The organism is Leptospira noumeaensis, assembly GCF_004770765.1.
In the GTDB taxonomy this organism is placed as follows: domain Bacteria; phylum Spirochaetota; class Leptospiria; order Leptospirales; family Leptospiraceae; genus Leptospira_A; species Leptospira_A noumeaensis.
The window spans coordinates 251,197-271,834 of record NZ_RQFK01000033.1; the positions used below are offsets into that span (position 1 = coordinate 251,197).

The 20,638-nt window shown below is 35.5% G+C and carries 21 protein-coding genes; all 21 read right to left on the reverse strand.

Translation table 11 applies throughout. From position 1 onward, the window contains the following. Positions 1–162: 162 nt before the first annotated feature. The 21 genes from rfbG to EHQ24_RS18120 all read right to left on the reverse strand — a co-directional run bounded on the left by rfbG (position 163) and on the right by EHQ24_RS18120 (position 20,637). Positions 163–1,263 (reverse strand): CDP-glucose 4,6-dehydratase, encoded by a 1,101-nt coding sequence (gene rfbG, locus EHQ24_RS18020; protein WP_135602978.1) that lies wholly within the window; start codon positions 1,261–1,263, stop codon positions 163–165. Between the two features lie 75 nt (positions 1,264–1,338). After that, entirely contained in the window at positions 1,339–2,826 is a 1,488-nt protein-coding gene (locus EHQ24_RS18025) for a glycosyltransferase family 4 protein (RefSeq protein WP_167483101.1), read from the reverse strand. A 9-nt stretch (positions 2,827–2,835) separates the two neighbouring features. Beyond that, the gene (locus EHQ24_RS18030) at positions 2,836–3,531 is read right to left on the reverse strand and encodes an SDR family NAD(P)-dependent oxidoreductase (protein WP_135602980.1); all 696 of its coding nucleotides are present in this window, start codon (positions 3,529–3,531) and stop codon (positions 2,836–2,838) included. A gap of 6 nt (positions 3,532–3,537) precedes the next feature. Continuing rightward, positions 3,538–4,713 carry a radical SAM/SPASM domain-containing protein gene (locus EHQ24_RS18035; protein ID WP_135602981.1) on the reverse strand — a complete coding sequence of 392 codons (1,176 nt, stop codon included), beginning with the start codon at positions 4,711–4,713 and terminating at the stop codon, positions 3,538–3,540. A gap of 5 nt (positions 4,714–4,718) precedes the next feature. Continuing rightward, entirely contained in the window at positions 4,719–5,453 is a 735-nt protein-coding gene (locus EHQ24_RS18040; protein ID WP_135602982.1) for an acylneuraminate cytidylyltransferase family protein, read from the reverse strand. After that, positions 5,450–6,088, reverse strand: a complete 639-nt coding sequence (locus EHQ24_RS18045; RefSeq protein ID WP_341867252.1) for an HAD family hydrolase — start codon at positions 6,086–6,088, stop codon at positions 5,450–5,452. Before EHQ24_RS18045 ends, EHQ24_RS18040 begins: the two co-directional genes overlap by 4 nt. Further along, a complete protein-coding gene (locus EHQ24_RS18050; RefSeq protein ID WP_135602984.1) occupies positions 6,089–6,928 on the reverse strand; it encodes an FkbM family methyltransferase in 840 nt (279 codons plus the stop codon). Between the two features lie 10 nt (positions 6,929–6,938). Further along, complete coding sequence (locus EHQ24_RS18055) at positions 6,939–7,811, reverse strand: NAD-dependent epimerase/dehydratase family protein (RefSeq protein ID WP_135602985.1); 873 nt, start codon at positions 7,809–7,811, stop codon at positions 6,939–6,941. Next, the gene (gene pgl, locus EHQ24_RS18060; protein ID WP_135602986.1) at positions 7,812–8,495 is read right to left on the reverse strand and encodes a 6-phosphogluconolactonase; all 684 of its coding nucleotides are present in this window, start codon (positions 8,493–8,495) and stop codon (positions 7,812–7,814) included. After that, positions 8,488–9,711, reverse strand: coding sequence for a hypothetical protein (locus EHQ24_RS18065; protein ID WP_135602987.1), 1,224 nt, complete (start codon positions 9,709–9,711; stop codon positions 8,488–8,490). The genes pgl and EHQ24_RS18065 overlap by 8 nt, the downstream gene beginning before the upstream one ends. A 9-nt stretch (positions 9,712–9,720) precedes the next feature. Beyond that, positions 9,721–10,890: a DegT/DnrJ/EryC1/StrS family aminotransferase gene (locus tag EHQ24_RS18070; RefSeq protein ID WP_135602988.1), complete on the reverse strand. Its 1,170-nt coding sequence runs from the start codon at positions 10,888–10,890 to the stop codon at positions 9,721–9,723. Positions 10,891–10,900: 10 nt separating this feature from the next. Then, on the reverse strand, positions 10,901–12,382 hold the full coding sequence (locus tag EHQ24_RS18075) for a GMC oxidoreductase (RefSeq protein ID WP_167483102.1): 1,482 nt from the start codon (positions 12,380–12,382) through the stop codon (positions 10,901–10,903). 16 nt (positions 12,383–12,398) lie between these two features. After that, the gene (locus EHQ24_RS18080) at positions 12,399–13,439 is read right to left on the reverse strand and encodes a nucleotidyltransferase family protein (RefSeq protein WP_135602990.1); all 1,041 of its coding nucleotides are present in this window, start codon (positions 13,437–13,439) and stop codon (positions 12,399–12,401) included. Positions 13,440–13,452: 13 nt separating this feature from the next. Continuing rightward, the gene (locus EHQ24_RS18085) at positions 13,453–14,118 is read right to left on the reverse strand and encodes a PIG-L deacetylase family protein (protein WP_135602991.1); all 666 of its coding nucleotides are present in this window, start codon (positions 14,116–14,118) and stop codon (positions 13,453–13,455) included. Continuing rightward, positions 14,115–15,002, reverse strand: coding sequence for a methionyl-tRNA formyltransferase (locus EHQ24_RS18090; RefSeq protein ID WP_135602992.1), 888 nt, complete (start codon positions 15,000–15,002; stop codon positions 14,115–14,117). The genes EHQ24_RS18085 and EHQ24_RS18090 overlap by 4 nt, the downstream gene beginning before the upstream one ends. Then, positions 14,999–16,177 carry a UDP-N-acetylglucosamine 2-epimerase gene (gene neuC / locus EHQ24_RS18095; RefSeq protein ID WP_135602993.1) on the reverse strand — a complete coding sequence of 393 codons (1,179 nt, stop codon included), beginning with the start codon at positions 16,175–16,177 and terminating at the stop codon, positions 14,999–15,001. The genes EHQ24_RS18090 and neuC overlap by 4 nt, the downstream gene beginning before the upstream one ends. Before the next feature lie 51 nt (positions 16,178–16,228). Continuing rightward, positions 16,229–17,236, reverse strand: a complete 1,008-nt coding sequence (gene neuB, locus EHQ24_RS18100) for an N-acetylneuraminate synthase (RefSeq protein ID WP_135602994.1) — start codon at positions 17,234–17,236, stop codon at positions 16,229–16,231. Next, a complete protein-coding gene (locus EHQ24_RS18105) occupies positions 17,233–17,811 on the reverse strand; it encodes a NeuD/PglB/VioB family sugar acetyltransferase (RefSeq protein WP_135602995.1) in 579 nt (192 codons plus the stop codon). Before EHQ24_RS18105 ends, neuB begins: the two co-directional genes overlap by 4 nt. Then, positions 17,799–18,947, reverse strand: coding sequence for a LegC family aminotransferase (locus EHQ24_RS18110; protein ID WP_135602996.1), 1,149 nt, complete (start codon positions 18,945–18,947; stop codon positions 17,799–17,801). The genes EHQ24_RS18105 and EHQ24_RS18110 overlap by 13 nt, the downstream gene beginning before the upstream one ends. Next, positions 18,944–19,939, reverse strand: coding sequence for an NAD-dependent epimerase/dehydratase family protein (locus tag EHQ24_RS18115; protein ID WP_135602997.1), 996 nt, complete (start codon positions 19,937–19,939; stop codon positions 18,944–18,946). Before EHQ24_RS18115 ends, EHQ24_RS18110 begins: the two co-directional genes overlap by 4 nt. Further along, the gene (locus EHQ24_RS18120; protein WP_135602998.1) at positions 19,936–20,637 is read right to left on the reverse strand and encodes an acylneuraminate cytidylyltransferase family protein; all 702 of its coding nucleotides are present in this window, start codon (positions 20,635–20,637) and stop codon (positions 19,936–19,938) included. The genes EHQ24_RS18115 and EHQ24_RS18120 overlap by 4 nt, the downstream gene beginning before the upstream one ends. Position 20,638: the final 1 nt, after the last annotated feature.

A 20,638-nucleotide genomic window follows, 5' to 3' on the forward strand; every position in this document is an offset into this window, starting at 1 on the left:
ATTCGATTATGTCTTTTCCAGGCCTTTATAAAATTAAATTCGATCCAAGAAAAGTATACTTCCCCTAATCCTTTGAAAGTTGATTCCACAGATTTGATAGCATGTAGCACATTTCCACCCGGAGTCTCAATCTCCTTTAAAGGAGTTACAAGAATGTCTTTACTAGTCATTTGCCCAAGCCAAACCTTTGGACTTTGCTTTCTCTTGGTATTGTTCAATTTGTCTATCTGTCATTTTTTGAATTTCCGATGGATTACTATAATATGTATTATACCATTCGGAAGTAAACTGCACTGTTTCCTCAAATCCCATGACTGCTACCCAATTTAAATGAGCAAGTGCCTTATCACAGTTTAACTTTAATAAACCTGACTCATAGGGACCTTTTGTTTCCCCCGATATATCTTTCCATTTTACTTGATTCCAATGAATTGACATTTGTTTAACCAGTTCTAGAACACTATGGTTTTGGTTTGCTAATGGTCCAAAATTAAAAGGCTCGCCGTGTAGTTCTTTATTTTGGTATAAATGAACACCTAAACTTAGATATCCACTCAAAGGCTCTAATACATGTTGCCAAGGCCTGGTTGCCATTGGATTTCGAAGTTCAACGGTTTCATGATTTGCCCATGCTGTCACACAATCAGGTATTATGCGATCTTCTGACCAGTCACCGCCACCAATTACGTTTCCTGCTCTTGCAGAGGCTATTCTTACCTTACTCGTATCCTTTGGAAAATAGGATTTAATGTGAGATTTGATAGCCAGTTCCGCAGCACCTTTTGATGCACTATAAGGATCAGGTCCTCCTAAAGCATCATTCTCACGATAACCCCAAATCCATTCAACATTATCGTAACATTTGTCACTTGTGATAAGAACTGCAGAACAAGCTTTGTCTAATTTCCTTAGTGCTTCCAATACATGCAAAGTTCCCATAACATTGGTATTCCAAGTCTCCAAAGGATCATTATAGGATTTTCGAACAAGGGCTTGCGCTGCGAGGTGAAAAACAAAATCAGGTTTGAAATCAAGAATTGCCTTTTCTAAAGAGGCCCTGTCTCGAATGTCAATTCTGTGATCAGTGATCCCTTTTTGAAGGTTAGCAACTTCGAAATGATTCGGAGTAGTTAACGGATCCAGTGAAATCCCACAAATTTCAGCTCCCATCATTTTAAGCCATGCAGTAAGCCAAGCTCCCTTAAATCCTGTATGACCAGTGATTAAAACTTTTTTGTTTTTATAATGTTTTGAAATACTCATTTTATAACTATTTCTGGTTCCTTAATTTAGCTTGGTAATATTCAATAAAAGGATTAATTTGATTCTATTAAAATCCTAATTCAGTTCAAAAGCTTCGATAATTCTTTCATTGGTTGGTTCAGTAAACAATTCGTTTCTTACTCGTTGAATCATGTTTAATCTTAACGGATCGTTAGTGCTTACTTTATTAACCAACATTTCCTCAACAATTAAAAAGCTATCTCTATCAAATGCAACATCCCATAAGACACCTTTACAAAAATCGGGAAGATAATTATATTCAGTTCCGCCATTTTCAGATACTATAATGGCTGGAATTCCACAAGCAATAGCCTCAATTAGTGAGCCAGAAGCTGCTCCAACAACTATACTCACGTTATTAAAAAGTGAATAAATATCTTCAAGTGCAATACTATAATTAAAATTGATCAAATCTTTCAATTGAGACTCTGATGCGGAAGGATGCAACTTTACCAGATGAACACCCGATTGATTCAATGAATTAATTAACTTTATTATCGATTGATTAGCATTATCAAAGTAAGATAACAAAATTAACCGAGCCGTAGTTAAATTCCTGTGAACTACCGTTTCAAACAATTTTTTATATCTTAATGAAGGTCCAATTGCATTTCCAGAACCACTCTTTTCTAAATAGAATTCGCCATTAACCAAAATCTTTCCTGGCTTATGAAACTCCAACTCATTAGGATCAATATATGCGTTAAAAAGCTCTTGTGGGTATAAAAAAAGCTGACAACCAAAAATTCTGATATTTTTAGTACTAGAATTCAAAGCGCGGTTGAGACATTTCTCATAGGGCTGATTCTCAAACCATTGAACGATCCGATCACCTTCTCGTAAGATTTTAGCCAATTTCTCTGCATAAAGGTAACGAACAGCGCCATAAAAATTAGAGCCATTCATATCTAACCAAAAATAATACTTTAAAAAGTCATTTTCTGGTTGAGTTTGAATTTTTTTAAAATAAAAATCCAACATTTTAACTGGATAAACAATTAAATAAATTATCAGTCTAAAGTAATCTTGATAATCAAAAAGTTGAAATTCTGTTATAATTGTAACCTTACTATTTTTAAAAACCCTAAAAAGCTGATAAATTTCCTTTAGGCTATGCGAGCCATAAAGTCTTGGCAGAATAATACAATTATAATTCTTACCGTTTAAAAACTCAACTAAACCAGGAAAGTAACTTTCAACAAGCCCCTTACCCTCCAAAGCGTTCTTTACCAACAAATACGAATCTAAATAAATAGTCTCTTTTCTTGCTATTTTTGTTTTGGAACCAAAAATCTTATAAATCAATTTTGAGAATATATAAAACAGAAATAAAAAACTAACCTTAAACGTATAACGACAAAGCTGACTAAATATTAGCCAAACATTAGCCCTGGAGCCATTCCGAAATTGAATTACAGCCTCATAGGCACCGACTTTTGAAAAAAAATGACTGGTTGAATAATACCAAGATTCACTGGAATATGAAATAACTTTACTTAGCTGATCAAAATACCTCTTTAAATGTGAAGGAAGTTTTTCCAATTGCAAAATTCATTCACCTCCGCTAATAGCAATATCCTGTCCTGTGACAAAATCCCCTTTCTCCGAACATAAATACAAAACGAATCCAGCTATCTCTTCAGGTCTGCCTAGTCTTTTTACTGGAATCAATTGAGTCCGAGCAGAAAGATCTTTATTCCTATGTATCTTGGTATCTACTACGCCAACTCTGATATTATTGCATAAAACATTCGATTCGGCCCCAAATTTAGCATAAGACCTTGTAACAGATTCCAGTGCACTCTTTGATGCACTATAATAGGTAGAATTAATTGATCCACTATATTTTACGCCAATACTACTTAGCGAAATAATTCGACCGAACTTATTTTCTAACATCAAGGGAAATATTTTTTGCATTAGATAAATATGTGAGAAGAGATTTACCTGAAATAAATTTTCAATTTTCTCCGAGCTGCATACAAGGAAGTTTTGCTCTTCTATAATTCCTGCTGCATTCACAAGATAATCAACTACCAATTCTTTTTTCAAAACATATTCAACTAGACTATCAACTTCTTCGAACTTTAAAAAATCAGATTTAATTTGAAATAGATTTGGATTTTCTAAATTGATTGGGTTTGTATTATATTGAGAGTAAACTTTATTCCCCTCTTCAATAAATTTTTTAACAATCGCAACTCCAATATCAGAACTCCCTCCAGTAATGATTGCAACTTTAGCCATTTAGATTTAAACTACCGCGCATCCTTTACATGGATTTACTATTTGCCTATTTCCAGATTTATGAGCAGCACGTAAACCTTCGTATCTTTCCATTCTCCATAATTCAGAAATGGATTTTTCTGGAAATTTCCCCATTTGTAAAGTAGACCTGTAATCACTGTCACATGGATTGGTTAATCCATCTTGCCAGATAAACATTCTACGAAACAAATCTGAACATGCTTTCGTTTGACCGTTAGGTTTTGCCTCATAAATATTTTCCCAAGGATTATAGTTAACAAATGCTACTTGGTCTACAAGGTTACCCCAAACTTTCTCCATAGAATCCATATCCTGTTTCTCAGTTACTTTTACACCTGATACTCGTGTTATGATGGGTACTGAAGAATATTCTTTCTGTCTTATATTCTGGAACATTTCTATATTTTTCAGGACTTTATCTAGTTTCCCATTGACTCGTAACTGACTGTATAATGGCTCCTCAGCTGCGTCTGCGGAAAAAACTACCGTTTTTACACCTCCCGCAAGAAGGGCATGAACCTTTGATTCTGTTAACAATGATGCATTCGTATTAACTTTTAGATTTAAAAATTTATCTTTTGCATAAACCAACATCCCTTCGATCTCTTTTGCGAGTAGCGGTTCTCCCCTAGAAGCAAGCGAAAGAAATTCAATATTGTTTGTAGCTTGGTCAACTATCTCTTTAAAAAGTTCCAAACTCATTTGTCCCATACCAGGGGTTGTTTTTTTAAAGAAGTTAGTATCTGTTTGATAACAGAACACACAACGATAATTACAAATGGAAGATGGTTCAATTTGCAAATATGGAGGATATTGGTCTAACTTCTCTAATTGAGGAAATACATCGTATCTATATCTATGATAAAAAAAACGAAGAAGTTCTTCATCGCTATAAGTATACATCTCCTCCGCAATAAAAGGAGTGATCTTAAATAAAACCTCATCAGAAGTAGAAGTTAAGTCTACCAAAACTTGCGTTAGGATTTCTTTAAAATTTTCTTTTTGGTGAATAGGATGAGTGGTAACAAGTGTTCCCATAGACCATTCATTTAAAACACGAACGGCTCTACCTTTTTGGTATTCGATAATTCCAGTTTTATGGCTTTTAAAATCCTGGAAACTGTGATGTTTCTTATAAACTTTTGGATCAATCTCTTTCATACTAGTTACCTAAACTCACCGTATTTTTTTAACCACCACTCTACCACCGGGATTTGCCATTCATAATCAACATCACAGCCGGCTTCTTGATAAAGAGGCAAAATTTTCTGCCCCATCCATTTTTGAGGAAGCATTCCCTCTTCCAAATGGAGTAAGTTATTCGGACGAACAATGGATACTCCCATATCGGCAAATAAAACATCACCTTGCGAATCTCGATCGCAATTTAAAGTTTTAGGATCCCCAAACGTTTCAAAAGGAACAAAGGGCTGAAGAAAACCATCGGAATCTTTTTTTCGTGCCCGAAGGGGTGACCACATATTGTATTTGGATACAGTGACAGCAGAATCTGCGTCTTTATTTTCTCTTAGCTGTTTAATTCCATTGGAAATCGTATCAGAAGTTACAGTTGCTGCATTACAAAAAAGTAATACCACTAATTCAATTGTCTCTCCTGGATTTCTTTCCTGAATCACTGAAAAACCATGTTGATACGCATGTTCACCTAATGCTTCTTTGGTTGCCAGATGGGGAGGACGATCAATTACCTCAACGCCCTCCGCGTTTGCCAAACTCTTTAGTTCAGGGTCATCGGTAGAGAGATAAACCTTGTCAATCTCTCTTGTCCGTTTTGCAATATTCATTGGGTACCAGGCCAATGGTTTTCCCATAATGGGAAATGTATTTTTGCCAGGAAAACCAATACTACCTTTTCTGCCAAGAAGGAGTGCTACTATCATATGAAACCTATAAAATCCTTTATTTTATTTCCCGAGTAATGATTAAAAAATTCTCCATTGTCCGTTTCCCGAAGGAGAAACTGAATCCCTGTTTCTTCTGCAGCCAACCAATCTGTTTTGCTATCACCGATCAAAATGGAATCTTCCTTTCCGATATTGTAGTTTTGTAATGCCCACTCAATTGCTTTCGATTTTTGTGTCGGTGCCCCAAAAATACGATCAAAAATAGAATTTATTTGCAATTGCACGAGAATTTCTTCGATCTCTGTTTGTGGCGTACCCGTAACAATGACAAACTTTTGATGACTCTTTTTTTGCCTTAATACTTGTTCTACGCAAGGAACCCAAGGAGAAGAAATTACTTTCTGAACGACTAAGTTGGCAAACTGATCTAGATACTCGCCAATCACCTGGTTTGTAGGTTGTACACCAACCCATTGTAAATAAAGTGGAATTTTCTCCAACCGAGAGATCCCACCGTATTCTAAATGATGGGATTTAATTTTCTCTAAAATGTTTTTGGGTGCCTCAGGAAACAAGGCAAGATAAGCATCTGTTTTTACATCAACAGAATCTTTGATGACTCCATCAAAATCCCAAAAGATGAGATTGAAATGTCTTAATGAATTTATAATCTATCTAACCCAAATCTGGTTGTATGTATTCTTAAACGTACCACTATCGAACATTTCAGAATGACGTTTTTCTTTAAACTTCAATCCAGCGGAAGTTAGGATTTTTTCACAATTATGTCTTTGCTCAGTAAAATCTTCATTTATTTCGATGCTTATACTTTTTACTTTTTTTAAAGTATTTTTTGCACCGGCTAGAATTAATTGTTCAATTCCATCTACATCCATTTTTATGTAATCAGGAGCTGGAATTTTTAGTAACTTGACTACCTCATCGATAGATAACCCTACCAGTTGGTATTCAAATGTTTTCTTTAATGTTTTTCCATCGTGACCGTATTCTTTTCCAAATGTTGAAAGTGCCCCACCCCAATCGGTATTTGTCATATTTAATTTGCTTATCGATAACTTATCAGATAACGGAATCGGTAAAACAACTATCTTATCAGACAAACCATTATTAAAGATATTTCTTGATAATAACTCGAGGTTAAAAACAGAAGGCTCAAAAGCGAAGACTCTGCAATTTCGTGCCTTTGCTGCGTAACAGGAATAGAGACCCACATTAGCGCCAACATCCCAAATTACGGTTCCCTCTGTTAAACCATCAATCCATTCTAATGTCTCTGGTTCTTTAGTAGAAAAAGTAAGTGCACGAAATCGATTCAGCGAGTTTGGAACAACAAATTGCAAATCACAATCATTATGCTTAACACGGATAACCTCTTGCCAAGAATTTTGGATAATACTATCTATAAACTCATGACCAAGTCTAAACGGGCTTAATACTTTATAGATTGAATTAAAGACTTTTCTTATATATTCTAATAGAATTTGTTTCACTTTTTACCTTTTATCTATTTGTAACAAACTTTACTTCATCAATCAACTGGAGTAACCCTTGACCAAGATCTACATGCATTGGAGGAATGTATTTTCTTCCTAACTTCGGTTGGTATGCATAAGGAGTTCTTACGTAATGACCTACTTGGTCACCTTCTAAAAACTCAACTGAATCGGGCCTCCCGAGGATTTCTGCGAGCATCTTGAGTAGCTCAATGACTCTCATAGGTTCTTGCCCCGTCAAAACAACACTTTGGTTTTTAAACTCATCCCCCATTGCAACAACACTTGCTTTGGCAGCGTCCTCAACATGAATATATTCTCTTAAACTATCGGCACTTCCTTCATATGTAATCCGACCCGTTTCCAAAGCTGATTTTACAATTCGAAAAAGACCATTTGACTCATCAGATCTCGGACCATACAAGGAGCCATACCTAAGAATGGTAAAATCCAATCCAAAACACTTTTGGTACTCCTCGATATAACTTTCCGATGCTTGTTTACTGCACCGATAGAAACCACCCTCACGACTATAAACATAAACAGTACTTGCGTATATGAATCGTTTAACATTGTGTTTTCTACAGGCTTCTAGAATGTATGTATTTCCAAGCACATTAATACGAATTGTATCAACTGGCTTATCAAGTGCTTGGTTTAAATCTGCAAGTGCTGCAAAATTATAAACTACATCAAACCCAGCGACGATTTCAGAAACGATCTTTTCATCTAAAAGGTCACCTGAAACAAACTTCTGATCTGAACGCAACCAATGCGATTTTACTAAATCAAAAATAGTTACCTCATGACCGGCATCGCTCAATGCGTCTGCTACATGAGATCCGAGAAAACCTGACCCACCAAATACAAGAATCTTCATTTAATCTATACAATAGAAAATTTTAGTGCTATACCGACCCTTCACCTTCGATGCAGGGCAGACATGGCCGGCCATAATTTTCTGAATGATTTCCTTTTTCCCATTACCTGAAACTAAAAATAATACATGATTTGATTGATTGATTTTATTTAAGGATAAACTAATTCTTTCCTTAGGAAACTTTGGAGAATTATATATTGGTAATACATCGGCAGATGACGAATCTTGCCCAAGATCATTTTCAGGAAACAAACTAGCTGTATGGCCATCTTCACCAATTCCAAGAATTGCTAAATCAAACTTCTCGTTAGCGACCAACTGCCGATTATACTCACTTGCCATTAGAGTCGGATTTCCAGTGCCAGGAGAGTGAAATTTTGCTTGGCAGAGAATTGGATCACCTAAAGTTTTTTTTATCATAGTCTCTGATCTTTCGGAATCTTGTAAATCAACACATCTTTCATCTGCAAGCCAAATATGAAGATTTGACCAATCGAGATTTAGCCTATGAAAATTAAGATAGATAGGTAAAGGTGTATTTCCACCGGAAAGCAATATATGAAACTTCGCATCACTTCCCTGGTTTGCAGAAAAGGGAGGATTTAAAATTCGGGAAATTTCTATTAAAATTTGACGTTCCCAGTCAAAAGAAGAAAATTCTTTAAATTCAATGCTTTCATTCATTTCTAAATTCATCGGCTAAGATAACCCAAGAATATTCCATTCTTGAATCATTTCTTTTGATAAACGCATTCCTGTATTCCAGGTATTTACTTCGGTCTATTTTTTCATCAAGTAAGTTTAGACTATCATAATCAGTATTAAAATCAATTTCAGTTGGATTCTTTCCGTGCAGATTTGCAAACGTAGCTACCATGTTTTTATAAAAATTTCGCATGGTTGATGTATAAAAAAATACAGCTTCCTTTTCAAAGAGATTTATGAAATTAATGCTTGTACTAGAATGAATCAGTGCAAATTGACAGTTTTCTATTAAGTCCAAAGTCCGATCTTTAATGATAGTGAATGATTTAAAATGTGTCTTCGTTTCATATTCCGACCTTGGATGGGCAGCAATAATCACTTTCGCATTGTATTTTTTTTCAAGGTATTGAAAAAAGCTCTCTAATCTTGGATAATAAGTCTCCTTTTTGTCTGCATGCGGTATTTTAAAAAAATCATTATCTGGATGATAAGGAGTATATTCATCCAAAAAAACAATATAGTTGTTAAATTTACTTTGTTCTACTAGGTTTCCATAAATATCAAGAAAGGAATGCGAAATGCGATTTGTTTGTTTGGATTGCAAAAATAAATCAAAATCTAAACCGTGAGTCCAAATTACTCTCGCAGAATCTAGTGTTTTCTTTGTTAAATGTTCAATCGATCGACTTCCACCGGCAATAACGTATGTTGGTGCCAAGGGTGTTTTCCCATTCACTACTTCTAAGGATTTCTTTAAAGTTCGCCCAATAGATTTCAAAACCGACAATAAACCTTCTTCAACTAATTTCTGCTTAATTCTGATGTATTTACTATCATTTACTACTTCCAGTGGTGTTGGAATCCGATTTGTACAATACAAAGCATAGTCAATGCATTGTTTATTAAATAATTTCAATAATTCTAAATAGTAGCCCGTTAATAAAATTACCAAAAATCTTTTACTTCTTTTTTGTAACTCATTCTCTAATTCTTTAATTGTTGAAAAATATGTAATATATTCTTTTTTGTTACTTTCTTTTGTTGCTGAGTATTTTTGTTTATGAAATATATCTTCTAACTGAAAAACTTCAACAATAAATCCTTGTTGCGATAATTCTCTAATCCCAAAACGTTTTTCATCTCTTTCGGTAAAAGGAGTCTCTACAAAAAAAATAATGGATTCATATTTGGGCATCTGTCTTCGTTAATTCACTTGTTTTAAAATTGATACCAATTTCTCTGCATTAGATGTTATGGTGGTTTTATCCATCTTTACAAGAATTGGTATGGCAACACTTCTGCTTAACTCTCTTTCAGAGGGTTCCATAGTATCTAACAATTCATTCTTAGACATCCCTAGCTCGCCTAACATATGATCCCAATAACGAGCAAAATGCCACTCAATCGCGTCAGGAACGTTTTTTGTTCCCAATCCACTTTTATTCATTTCTGTTACTACCCATTTTGCCTTTTCGGCAGTATCCAATTGAAAGATCAAACAATCACATAGCGGTTGCGATTTGTTAGGAATTCTTCGAAAAGAAATATTTGAAAGTTCCTTTAACGCTTCAAAGTAAATGTTATAGTTTTCAGCGTTTTTGGCCACAATGAAATCCAGTTTCTTCAATTGTGCTAAACCGATAGCAGCCTGTAGTTCACTCATCCGATAATTGAAGCCACGAATCCTATGCGTATCTCTTCCTCTCGGAAATTTTGCATTGTATTCATGACCATGATCATGATATTCCCTTGCTAGTTTATAAACCTCTTCATCATTGGTGGTCACCATTCCACCTTCGCCAGTGATAATGACTTTTCCTGCATCAAAACTCCAAGCACAAGCAAGAGATTCTGTACCTAAGTATTTACCATTCCATCTTGCACCGAGCGACTCACAATTATCTTCGATAATTGCGAGATTATATTCAGTGGCAATTTCTTGGATCTTATCCATTTCGCATGCAACACCCAACATGTGGACAGGAACAATTGCCTTTGTTCTCGGGGTAATTGCTTTTTTTAGTTCTACTGGATCCAAGTTTAAAGTGTCATTTACATTCACTAAAATCGGCTTTGCACCCAAATCAATTATTGCTTCAACAGTTGCAATGAATGTGAAAGCTTGGGTTATGACTTCATCTCCAGACCTAACTCCTGCAGCGAAAAGAGCTACTTTGATTGCGGCTGTCCCAGAAGACACAGCTTGTGCATACTTTACTCCAATTTTTTCCGCGAAAGCTTTTTCAAACTCACGAACTCGGTATCGACCATTTCTAATCGCATCAAAGCCATGAGCAAATAAAATACCGCCATCATCAAAAAGCTGGTTGACCTCTTCTCTTTCTTCTTTTCCGACTAATTCAAATCCAGGCACTTATGATTCCCTAACCTTGCTTATTTATAAATTTCTTAGCAAACATGTCTGCAAGTAATACGACAGAGGAATGAATATTGCTCGCAACAAATCGATCAAATACGCTCGCATCACAAACATATAATCCTTTACAGTTTTTTAATTCGAAGTCCGAAGTAATCGAATTTTGTAATCCACCTATCAAATGGTGGCCACTATACATTGTGTCCTGAATGTATTTGTCTGGATCTTTTTCCATTAAATCTAGTTGATCAATTTCTTTCACATGATCCCGTATCGGAGCTGATTTTAAAAGTTCTATACAATACTTAATGGCAAGCTTTAAGAGAGTTACATCTGATTCCGTAGATAAAAACTTGGGATCCACTTTTAATTTGCCATCTTGGAAAGAAACATAACCTTTCGATAATGGATGTATTGCATTGATAGAGATTGAAAAACTTGGTTCAGAGGTGTTAAAAACAGAACCCTTACTGCCGTGCCTACCCGATTCAGAAAATTGAAGGATTTGGATCCTGGTATCAATTTCGCCATCTTTGTCGAGGTCTAGATAAGCCGCAGAAGTAGCACCTGTTCCTCTCATTACAGTTGGTATCCCTAAAAAATGTTTGATTCCCAGAATCATCTTTTTCCAAAAACTCGCGTATACCTCGTTTAAGGAATTCAGTGGATGATTGGCAAAAACATTTACTCTTAAGTTTGTATGGTCTTGGATCTCTTTGCCGATTTTTGGATCAGTAATCAAAGAATTGGGATCTAACTGCTGTTGTAATAGTAAAGAACAACTACCCATAACACCTGCGGATAGAATCACAAAATCCGAATTATAAGTGGAACGATTCGTTTTCACTCCTTTGGTGTATCCGTTTTCATCAAAAAGAATCCTTTCGACTTTTTCATTTAAAATTGTCTTAAACTTCTTTTTACCCAATACTGACAGAACCGAAGTTCTAAAGAATGTGCGAACTGTATTAAAAATTGGCCCACATGCTTCCTTCTCCGAAACACTCATATTATCGAGAGCTATACCCCGACTTTTTAAAGTTTCTAAAAATGAATTGTCTATATAGTTTAGTGGAGCTTTTTTAATGGTAATTTTATTCTTCACTACTTTGTTTTCAGAATAAAGCAGTTCGTGACTCTCATTTAAATCAGACACCTCAAATTCGAATTGCTTTAGTATCGGTATCCATTTGGATAAAAAACCAAAAACATGTACAGCCCCGTTCATCACTGAGGCTCCACCTAACAAATTTGACTGATAAAATGGAATTTTACGACCATTGGCTAAATCAAACTCTGTCTTATGAATATACTCCGAATTTTTCCTTCTGAATAAAATACCAATCATTAATGGAACACGATAGAGCAATGGATATGCTTTATACTCACTTTTTTCAATGACTGTTACCGCAAATTTCTCCTGAAGACGATTTGCAATGACAATACCTGCGGTTCCTCCGCCAATGATGATGACTTTTTTCTTATTCATATAATCCTTACTAATTCTACTGAAAAACTTGATCAGCTGATTCATAATCATCTGGTCGCCCAATATCGATCCAAGATTCATGCATCGGATAAACTATTGTTTTCCTTTTGGTTGCCTTTATCTTACTAAAGAGAGTTGGCATATCTGTATATTCATCTTGGTTCAAATAACTAAAAATTTCAGGATTAAGAGCGTAGATTCCCGCATTTACGTGAGTTTTATAGATTGGCTTTTCTTCGAAGTCGATGATATCAACACCTTTGGTATGGACTACACCAAAAGGATGCTGCCATTCGTGCATTCGCACTGCCATTGTTGCCACTGCTTTATGATCATGGTGAAATTCTAATAAATCACTATATCGAATATGGGTTAATACATCCCCATTGGAAACTAAAAACGGATGTTTAATCTTCTCTCTGATAAGACTCAGTGCACCTGCTGTTCCTAAAGGTTTATCCTCGTTTAAATATCGAATTTCAACATCCCATTTTTTCCCATCTTGAAAATACTCTTCGATCATATGTCCGAGATAATGAACAGAAATAATAAATCTTTGAAAACCGTCTGCTTTTGCCCTTTCAATGATATGTTCCAAGATTGGTTTCCCAGCTACCGGCAATAATGGTTTGGGACAATTTTCTGTATAAGGGCGAAGTCGGACACCCTTACCCCCAGCCATAATCACAAACACATTCTCCCTCTTTTCCGGCAGGAGAATTTCATCTAACACATGTAAGCCTAATACTTTCCGATTTTCATCAACAATGGGAATTTGATGAATTTTATTGGCTTTCATTAGTTGCAAAACCAATTCTCGGCTCATGGATGGAGTGACGACAAAAGAATTTGGATTTAAGATACCCTGAACGGTGGCAGTCATATCCATTCCTTTCAAGAGTCCCCTGCGAATGTCACCATCGGTGATGGTACCAAGTAAACTATTTCCCTCATCAACGACTAACACAACTTGTAGTGCTGTTAACTCAAGATTTTGTATCGCTTTTTCAATTGAGTCGCTTGATCGAAGTAGTGCTTTATGCCAATGGTTGGACATTTATTTATTACTCTTACTCGTAAGATTTAAGAATACGGAACGCTTCTGCAAACATTGTGCCTCTTTGAGAGCCCCGCAAAATTGCTAATGCTTTAACAGAATCTAAACTTCTAGGAAAAGGATGCTCTCCCAATTCACCCTCATACTCTTTTAATATTTCCACTTTTCGTTCGAAAAAATCAGAAATATCTACATATAAATTTGCCGAGATGGAATCAATTTCACCAAAATTTGTTTCTGACAATATCTCCATCTCAAGGATAGATTTTATATTTAAGTTTCTAAATTTCTTTGTAACAGAAATTCCTATCTGATGAGTGATTTTATGATCAGTATGGGGATCCTGAGCCGATGGTAATAGAACAATCTCTGGCTGATGTTTTTTAACGATATCCAATACTGGACTTATTAATTCAGAAAATGAGTACTTATCAAGCCCGGTCGGCTCAAAACCTAAGTTATACACATAGTCAAAAGGATACATTCGTGATACGTTTTGAATTTCCGCTTCACGCCGATTGATTTGGTCTTTGGTCCAACCAAACTCTTCCTTCATATGTGTCATAATAAGCCAAATAAGATCATATCCAGCTTTTTTCTTCGATAATAAAAACCCACCTGCACCTAATGTTTCATCGTCGGGATGGGGTGTAAAAACTAAAATTGACTTTTTATTCAAAGATAATCACCTACTTGTATTGTATCTGGCAATTCATGATTTTCAAGTAATATCGCTTCTGTTAATAAACCACATTTTACTAAAATAGAAGATTCAGAAATTTTTAAAACTTTCCCTGGTTCAAAATTAGAATGTGGAGTTTCTGCTATCTTTGCTTGCCAAACAGGATACTCCTCACCCTTATAAAGGATTAAAGCTCCTGGGTAAGGTTTAGTTAATGCTCTGACTAAATTATAAATACTTTTTCTGGACATTCTAAAATCAATAACCCCATCAACTTTGGAACGTTTTCTCCAGGAATTTGCCAGACTATGATCTTGTTTTTTTGCAATTAATTGGTTATTTATGAGTAGATTCGTAAATTCAATCACCTGTGCCCGAGACTCCTGAATTAACTTATCATATAAGGTGCTCGCAGTATCTTCTTTCTCTATAATTATCTTTTTCTGCGAAACTATATCTCCATCATCGGCACCCTCACCCATAAAGAAGAATGTTGAGGCTGTCTCTGTCAGTCCTAATATTAATGCCCAGATAACGGGATGCCTTCCTCTGTTTTGTGGAAGAGAAGCTGGGTGATATCCAACAACCCCTTTCTTTGGGATTTGAATGAAATCATTTCCAAGTAAACTATTCCAACCAAAACAATAAACGATATCCGGTTTCAGTTCCCTAACCCATTCAAGAATAGGTAATTCATTTACATTTTTAGTTTTAATAAAAGGTATGTTGTACTGCTTTGCAATGTTAGAAGTATCATAATAATCAGAATTGAAACCTGTATCATCCTTGGAAATCACTCCAACAACATTATACTTATTTTCAACTAACAACTCCAAGATGTTTTTAGAATAAATGACACAACCTATGAAAAGGATTCTCATAGCTGGTACCTAACATCAAAAAATGGTTTTTTAACATCTAAATTGTCGAAATCTAAATCCTTTAGATATTTGAATATTTTTTCAGAAGCACCACCTTCTCCATATGGATTAATTGTATTTTTCAAACTTTCTTGAAATTCGTTACTATACAATTTTTCCAAAGCTGACCGAATCGATGTATAATCACAATCAGCTTGGATTACGCTTGTAGCCATAATTCTACCTCTTTGACGATCACCAAGGTTTATAGTTCCTTTTTTAAAACTTGGCACTTCCAATAAACCGCTCGAAGAATTTCCAATGACTCCATCTACAAATTTTAAAACTGATAAATACCTTTGAATACCAAGTGAAGCATGGGCAATTGCGTTATCTGGATATTCCCTTACAAAATCATCGATCAGTTGATTGATGATTCGACCGTTGGTATCGGAGTTAGCTTTTGTAAAAATAAGCCCATGTCCTTTTCCAACATACTCCTTTAGCACTCGTAAAAGCTCTTTGAATTGAACCTCAGACGTAGCATGTTCCAATGTGGTCGGATGAAAGGTAACCATCAAATTTTTATCTTTAAATTGAAACTTTAGAGATTTTTCCAAATCTTGAATTGAGAATAATTTTATGTTTTGTATGATATCGACACCTAAACCACCGCATACTTTTACTCGCTCAGGACTTTCACCAAGCTGAATGACTCGTGTACGATATTCTTCATTAGCCACAAAATGCAAATAAGACATCTTGGTCACTGAATGACGAATTGCCTCATCAATCAAACCTTCCGTTCTTTCGCCGCCGTGTATATGAGCAATTGGAATCCTTGTTACCATGGCTGCTATAGCACATGCTAACGTTTCATATCTATCTCCAACTAAAAATACCAAGTCCGGATTCATCTGCTCTAGTGCTTCTGTCATAGAAATTAAAGCTAGACCAATAGACTTTCCAATGGCTACAGAAGAATCAGAGCTTAATAGAATTTCTACCTTTCTATCAATTCGAAAACCATCACCTTCAATTTCCTTATAGGTAAGTCCAAATTCCGGGGATAAATGCATACCTGTAGCAATGATTTGTATTTCAAAATTCGGCGCATCATAAACTAATTTCATTAATCTTTTGAGTAAGCCGTACTCTGCTCTAGTGCCAGTGATAAAGCAAATTTTTCTATTCATTGCAGGTTACTCATTAAATTGAAAACTTTAAACTGGGAAAAAATCTTTAGTTTAGATCTCAATCAATTCATCTTCTAAAAAATCTTTCGATGCTGTTTTTCCCATTACTTCAGCCCACCTCATGGGAGAAATTCCATTTCCGGGTCTTTTGGTTGTTACATTTTGTTCAGTAAAAATCTCACCTTTCCGAATGTTCTCTTTAGCAATGAGTGACTTGCGAGCAATTGTCATATTTCTTATTTCGGAAGGAAAAGGTTTTTTCACACCGTCACCTAATGCTAGCTCAATATTTCTGATACCGCTTACCAATGCATTCAATTCATTTGGTTCTAAACTTGCTTTGTGGTCTGGACCTGGTAAATTTCGATCCAGGGTAAAATGTTTTTCAATCATATTTGCCCCAAGAGCCACTGCTGCTAAAGATATCTCTATTCCAACTGTGTGATCTGAATATCCAACTTTAACTCCAAATGCGTTTTGAATCGCAAGCATCGCCCGCAAATTGACCTCATTCATCGGAGCAGGATACTCAGTGGTACAATGCAAGATTGTAATGTTTTCTCTTTGAGTTCCGGAATTTTCTAAAACCGATAGAGCAGCTTCTATTTCACCGAGATTAGACATACCAGTAGATAGTATCACTTCCCCTTTAAGAGAGCCGATTTTTTTCAAATAGGGATAATTTGTAATTTCTCCACTGGGAATTTTCCAAAGATTGATTCCTAGTTGGATGAGTAACTCAATGCTTGGTAAATCAAACGCAGTTGATAAAAATTGAATCTTGTTTTGTTTACAAACTTGAATTAGGTGTTGATGCATCTCAAAATTCAACTCTAGTTTTTTTAACATAGAAATTTGTGATCCATCTTCTTTCATGTTTGCCTTTTGGTATTCCGCTCTGCCTGCAAGTTTCGAAGAAATCGAGGTTGACTGGAAGGTTTGGAATTTTACAAAATCGGCACCCGCTTTTGCGGCCACTTGAATGAGTTCTTCGGCGATTTTAAGATCACCATTGTGATTTACGCCAGCTTCTGCTATAATTATTGTTTTTTGTTTCATTTGACTAACTGGTTTGCTTTTATAAAAGTTCCATCCGGAATTTTCGTACCTTGAACAATGACTGCTCCACTTCCGATAAAGACGTTCTCTCCGATTTCAACATTTCCATTGACAATTGCCCCAGTGGCAATATGAGAAAACTTACCTATATGAACTTCATGTTCAATGAGTGCATGATCATTGATAATACAGAAATCACCTATCATAGCATCTGCTTGGATAGTAGCCTGGTGCATAACAGTGATTCCTTGACCTAACTTTGAATAGGAGGAAACGATAGCACTTGAAGAGATAATGTTAGGGAGTTCTGCGCCCAATGCAATTAATTCATTGGCTATTTTTTTACGAACTACGTTTGATTGGATTTGGCCCACTGTTATATGGAAGTTTTTGCATTTTTTAGATAATTCACTTAAATCGGAATCATTACCCAATACTTTCACATCCAAAACCAAGTGACCGACTGGTAAATTGGAATCAACAATTCCTAAAATTTCAAACTTAGCTTCTTTTCGAATGACTTCAATCACTGATTTGCAGTGGCCGCCTCCTCCGATCAGTATTATTCCTTCCATTTCACTCCACTAGGAATATTCACTAAGCGATCTGCAATGTGATTAGTATTTTTTAACGAATCAGAAAAACAGTTTTGGTACATGGGTAATGTGTTCAGTGGATTCCAGGAGGGACGTGTCATAACCTTTGCCCCATTGGTTTCAGCCAGGAACTTGTCTCTATCTGATTTTGATTGAAATTCAATTGTATTTAACCAGTAGTTCGAAACCGAATTTTTTATTTCTTTTTTGAAAGTTATCTCAGTATTTTCAAAAAACTGAATATACTTCAAAGAAAGGCTTCTTTTCTCTTTTAAAAAAACATCAAGCTGCTCCAACTGTGCACAAGCAAGTGCAGCATTTAGATTGGGCAACCTATAATTGAATCCCAATTCATCGTGAGAATATTCCCAAGGATGGGGAACTTTTGCAGTTGTGGTAATATGTTTTAATCTTTTTCCTAAAATTTCGTCATCTGTAACCACAGCACCACCGCCACCACAAGTTACGGTTTTATTGCCATTAAAACTGAATACACCTAAACGACCGAAAGATCCAGTATGTTTACCATTCACATAACTTCCCAGAGATTCTGCAGAGTCTTCAACAACATCTAATCGGAACTTTTCTGCTATTTTACAAATTTCTTCGATCCTACCAGGATTTCCAAATGTATGCATAGGAACAATGGCTTTGATTCGTTTTCCTGTTTGTCTGTTCGTAACAATTTGGTCTTTAAATTCGCACTCAGATTCCAAAAACAATAACAACGCACTTGGTGAAAGGCTCATGGAATCTAAATCAACATCAAGAAAAACAGGATCAGCACCTGTATACCTTATGGCATTTGCAGTTGCAACAAAACTCAATGCTTGCGTAATAACCTCATCCCCCGAACTGACTCCTAAACTATGAAGAGCAATATGAAGTGCGGCTGTTCCATTTACTGTTGCAATGGCATATTTAGCGCCAGTGATAGATTTCATCATCACTTCAAATTGGTCTACATAGGCACCAACGGATGATACAAAGGTGGACCTAATGGTTTCAGTCACATAATTGATTTCATTCCCGCGAAATACAGGTGCATGGAGCGGAATGAAATCATCAGCTGAATTGTAATGATCTCTGACTAGATCTAAAAAAGATTTTATCATGGATAGTTTATTGTATAATTCCCATGAAAGTTGATATCTTGTTCTAAATTTTTAAAAAGGTTCAATTGAAATGCTTCAATTAATTCTTTTACCCCATCTTCCACTGTGTATTTAGGTTCAAAACCGAGAACTGACTTCACTTTTGAAAAATTAACTTTATAATTACGAGGATCACTACCATGTTCTTTAAAACTAACTTTTGAATTGGGTAAGTATTTTAAGATTATATCCAAAATTCCTTGTTTTGTAAAATTATTGATTTCGCCACCTGCATTAAAAACTTCTTTATGAGTTTTTTCTTTAGGGGATTTCAGAACGATGTCAATTAATCTTGCGAAATCTTTTACATGGCAATAAGGTCTCCATGTATGAGCATCATACACAAGTAATTCTTTTCCTAAAATTAAATCTTTAGTAAATTCACTAACGGTAAGATCAAATCTCATTCTTGGAGATAATCCAAATGCAGTTGCAAATCGTAAAACTACAGTAGAAAAATCAAAATTATTTTTCTCACTTAATAGTTCTTTCTCAGCTGCAACTTTCGCTTTTGCATACAATGAAAGCGGAGATAGTTCAAAGTTTTCGTCAGCAAGCTCGTCGTTTTTAATCAGTCCATAATTAGAACAAGTTGAAATGAAAATAAGTCTTTCAATTCCCTTTCCATTCATTATTTGGAAAAGATTCAATATCCCATCATCATTTATCTTTTTAGATAAATCGGGGTATTTTTTTGTAATTGGATCACCAACTAATCCGGCAAGTAAAACAACCGAATCAATTCCAACTAGCGCTTTCTTCACTGCATCTTCGTCACAGAGATCACCACAAATAAATTTGTAGTTTTCATTCAAAATGTAAGGAAGTACAGTTCTTTGGTTCTCATACAAAAATCCGTCAAAACAAGTAACCTTATAGCCATTTCTAAGTAAAAAATCAGTAATCACTGATCCAACGTACCCTGCTCCACCAATTAACAGTATATTTTTCATAGTTTTAGTTTCCTTTCTAAAATGCTTTCGGCAATTTTCATATCTTCTAATTCATCAATATCTATCGAATAACGTAAATCTGATTCAAACAGTTTGGTTTTTCCTTCCACTACAAAAGCCTTATTGTTTTTCAAAAAATCAACTGAAGCTAAGTAAAAAGAACCATCCAGAAAGTAATACTTTCCTGTATAACCCTGTCTTCCCGTAACTTTTTCACTAGGTTTCTCTAAAAAAGACCAGGATTCCTCAACGGACTTAATACATTCAAATGGATGTTCTCTCATGAGAGTCACACTCACAAGACTTTCCATTTTTTTTTCTTTGAACCTATGGATAGCGTTCTGCACTTCTGATAAAATTCGAATGGGTGACGTAGGTTGTAATAGTAAGACTGCGTCGACTTGCAACTCACTTGATTTCTGAATCCACTCTAAAGCATGCATCACCGCATCAATCGTAGCGGATGAATCACTTGCTAAATCCTTTGGCCTAAGATAATCGTCGTTTAACCCTAATGATCTTCCATAAGCTTTGATTTCGATATCATCCGTTGATAAAAATGGAATGACACTTTTATCTATTTTTTTTGCAAGATCAATGGTGTAAAAAAGTAAGGGGTTCCCTGCTATTTGATATAGGTTCTTTCCGGGTATTCCCTTCGAACCACCTCTTGCCGGAATAAATGCTAAAATATTCATC

Coding starts and splice junctions, on each gene's coding strand:
- rfbG (WP_135602978.1), bottom strand. CDS start 1,263: ATGAGTATTTCAAAACATTATAAAAACAAAAAAGTTTTAATCACTGGT.
- EHQ24_RS18030 (WP_135602980.1), bottom strand. CDS start 3,531: ATGGCTAAAGTTGCAATCATTACTGGAGGGAGTTCTGATATTGGAGTT.
- EHQ24_RS18035 (WP_135602981.1), bottom strand. CDS start 4,713: ATGAAAGAGATTGATCCAAAAGTTTATAAGAAACATCACAGTTTCCAG.
- EHQ24_RS18040 (WP_135602982.1), bottom strand. CDS start 5,453: ATGATAGTAGCACTCCTTCTTGGCAGAAAAGGTAGTATTGGTTTTCCT.
- EHQ24_RS18055 (WP_135602985.1), bottom strand. CDS start 7,811: ATGAAGATTCTTGTATTTGGTGGGTCAGGTTTTCTCGGATCTCATGTA.
- pgl (WP_135602986.1), bottom strand. CDS start 8,495: ATGAATGAAAGCATTGAATTTAAAGAATTTTCTTCTTTTGACTGGGAA.
- EHQ24_RS18065 (WP_135602987.1), bottom strand. CDS start 9,711: ATGCCCAAATATGAATCCATTATTTTTTTTGTAGAGACTCCTTTTACC.
- EHQ24_RS18075 (WP_167483102.1), bottom strand. CDS start 12,382: ATGAATAAGAAAAAAGTCATCATCATTGGCGGAGGAACCGCAGGTATT.
- EHQ24_RS18080 (WP_135602990.1), bottom strand. CDS start 13,439: ATGTCCAACCATTGGCATAAAGCACTACTTCGATCAAGCGACTCAATT.
- EHQ24_RS18090 (WP_135602992.1), bottom strand. CDS start 15,002: ATGAGAATCCTTTTCATAGGTTGTGTCATTTATTCTAAAAACATCTTG.
- neuC (WP_135602993.1), bottom strand. CDS start 16,177: ATGAATAGAAAAATTTGCTTTATCACTGGCACTAGAGCAGAGTACGGC.
- neuB (WP_135602994.1), bottom strand. CDS start 17,236: ATGAAACAAAAAACAATAATTATAGCAGAAGCTGGCGTAAATCACAAT.
- EHQ24_RS18105 (WP_135602995.1), bottom strand. CDS start 17,811: ATGGAAGGAATAATACTGATCGGAGGAGGCGGCCACTGCAAATCAGTG.
- EHQ24_RS18110 (WP_135602996.1), bottom strand. CDS start 18,947: ATGATAAAATCTTTTTTAGATCTAGTCAGAGATCATTACAATTCAGCT.
- EHQ24_RS18115 (WP_135602997.1), bottom strand. CDS start 19,939: ATGAAAAATATACTGTTAATTGGTGGAGCAGGGTACGTTGGATCAGTG.
- EHQ24_RS18120 (WP_135602998.1), bottom strand. CDS start 20,637: ATGAATATTTTAGCATTTATTCCGGCAAGAGGTGGTTCGAAGGGAATA.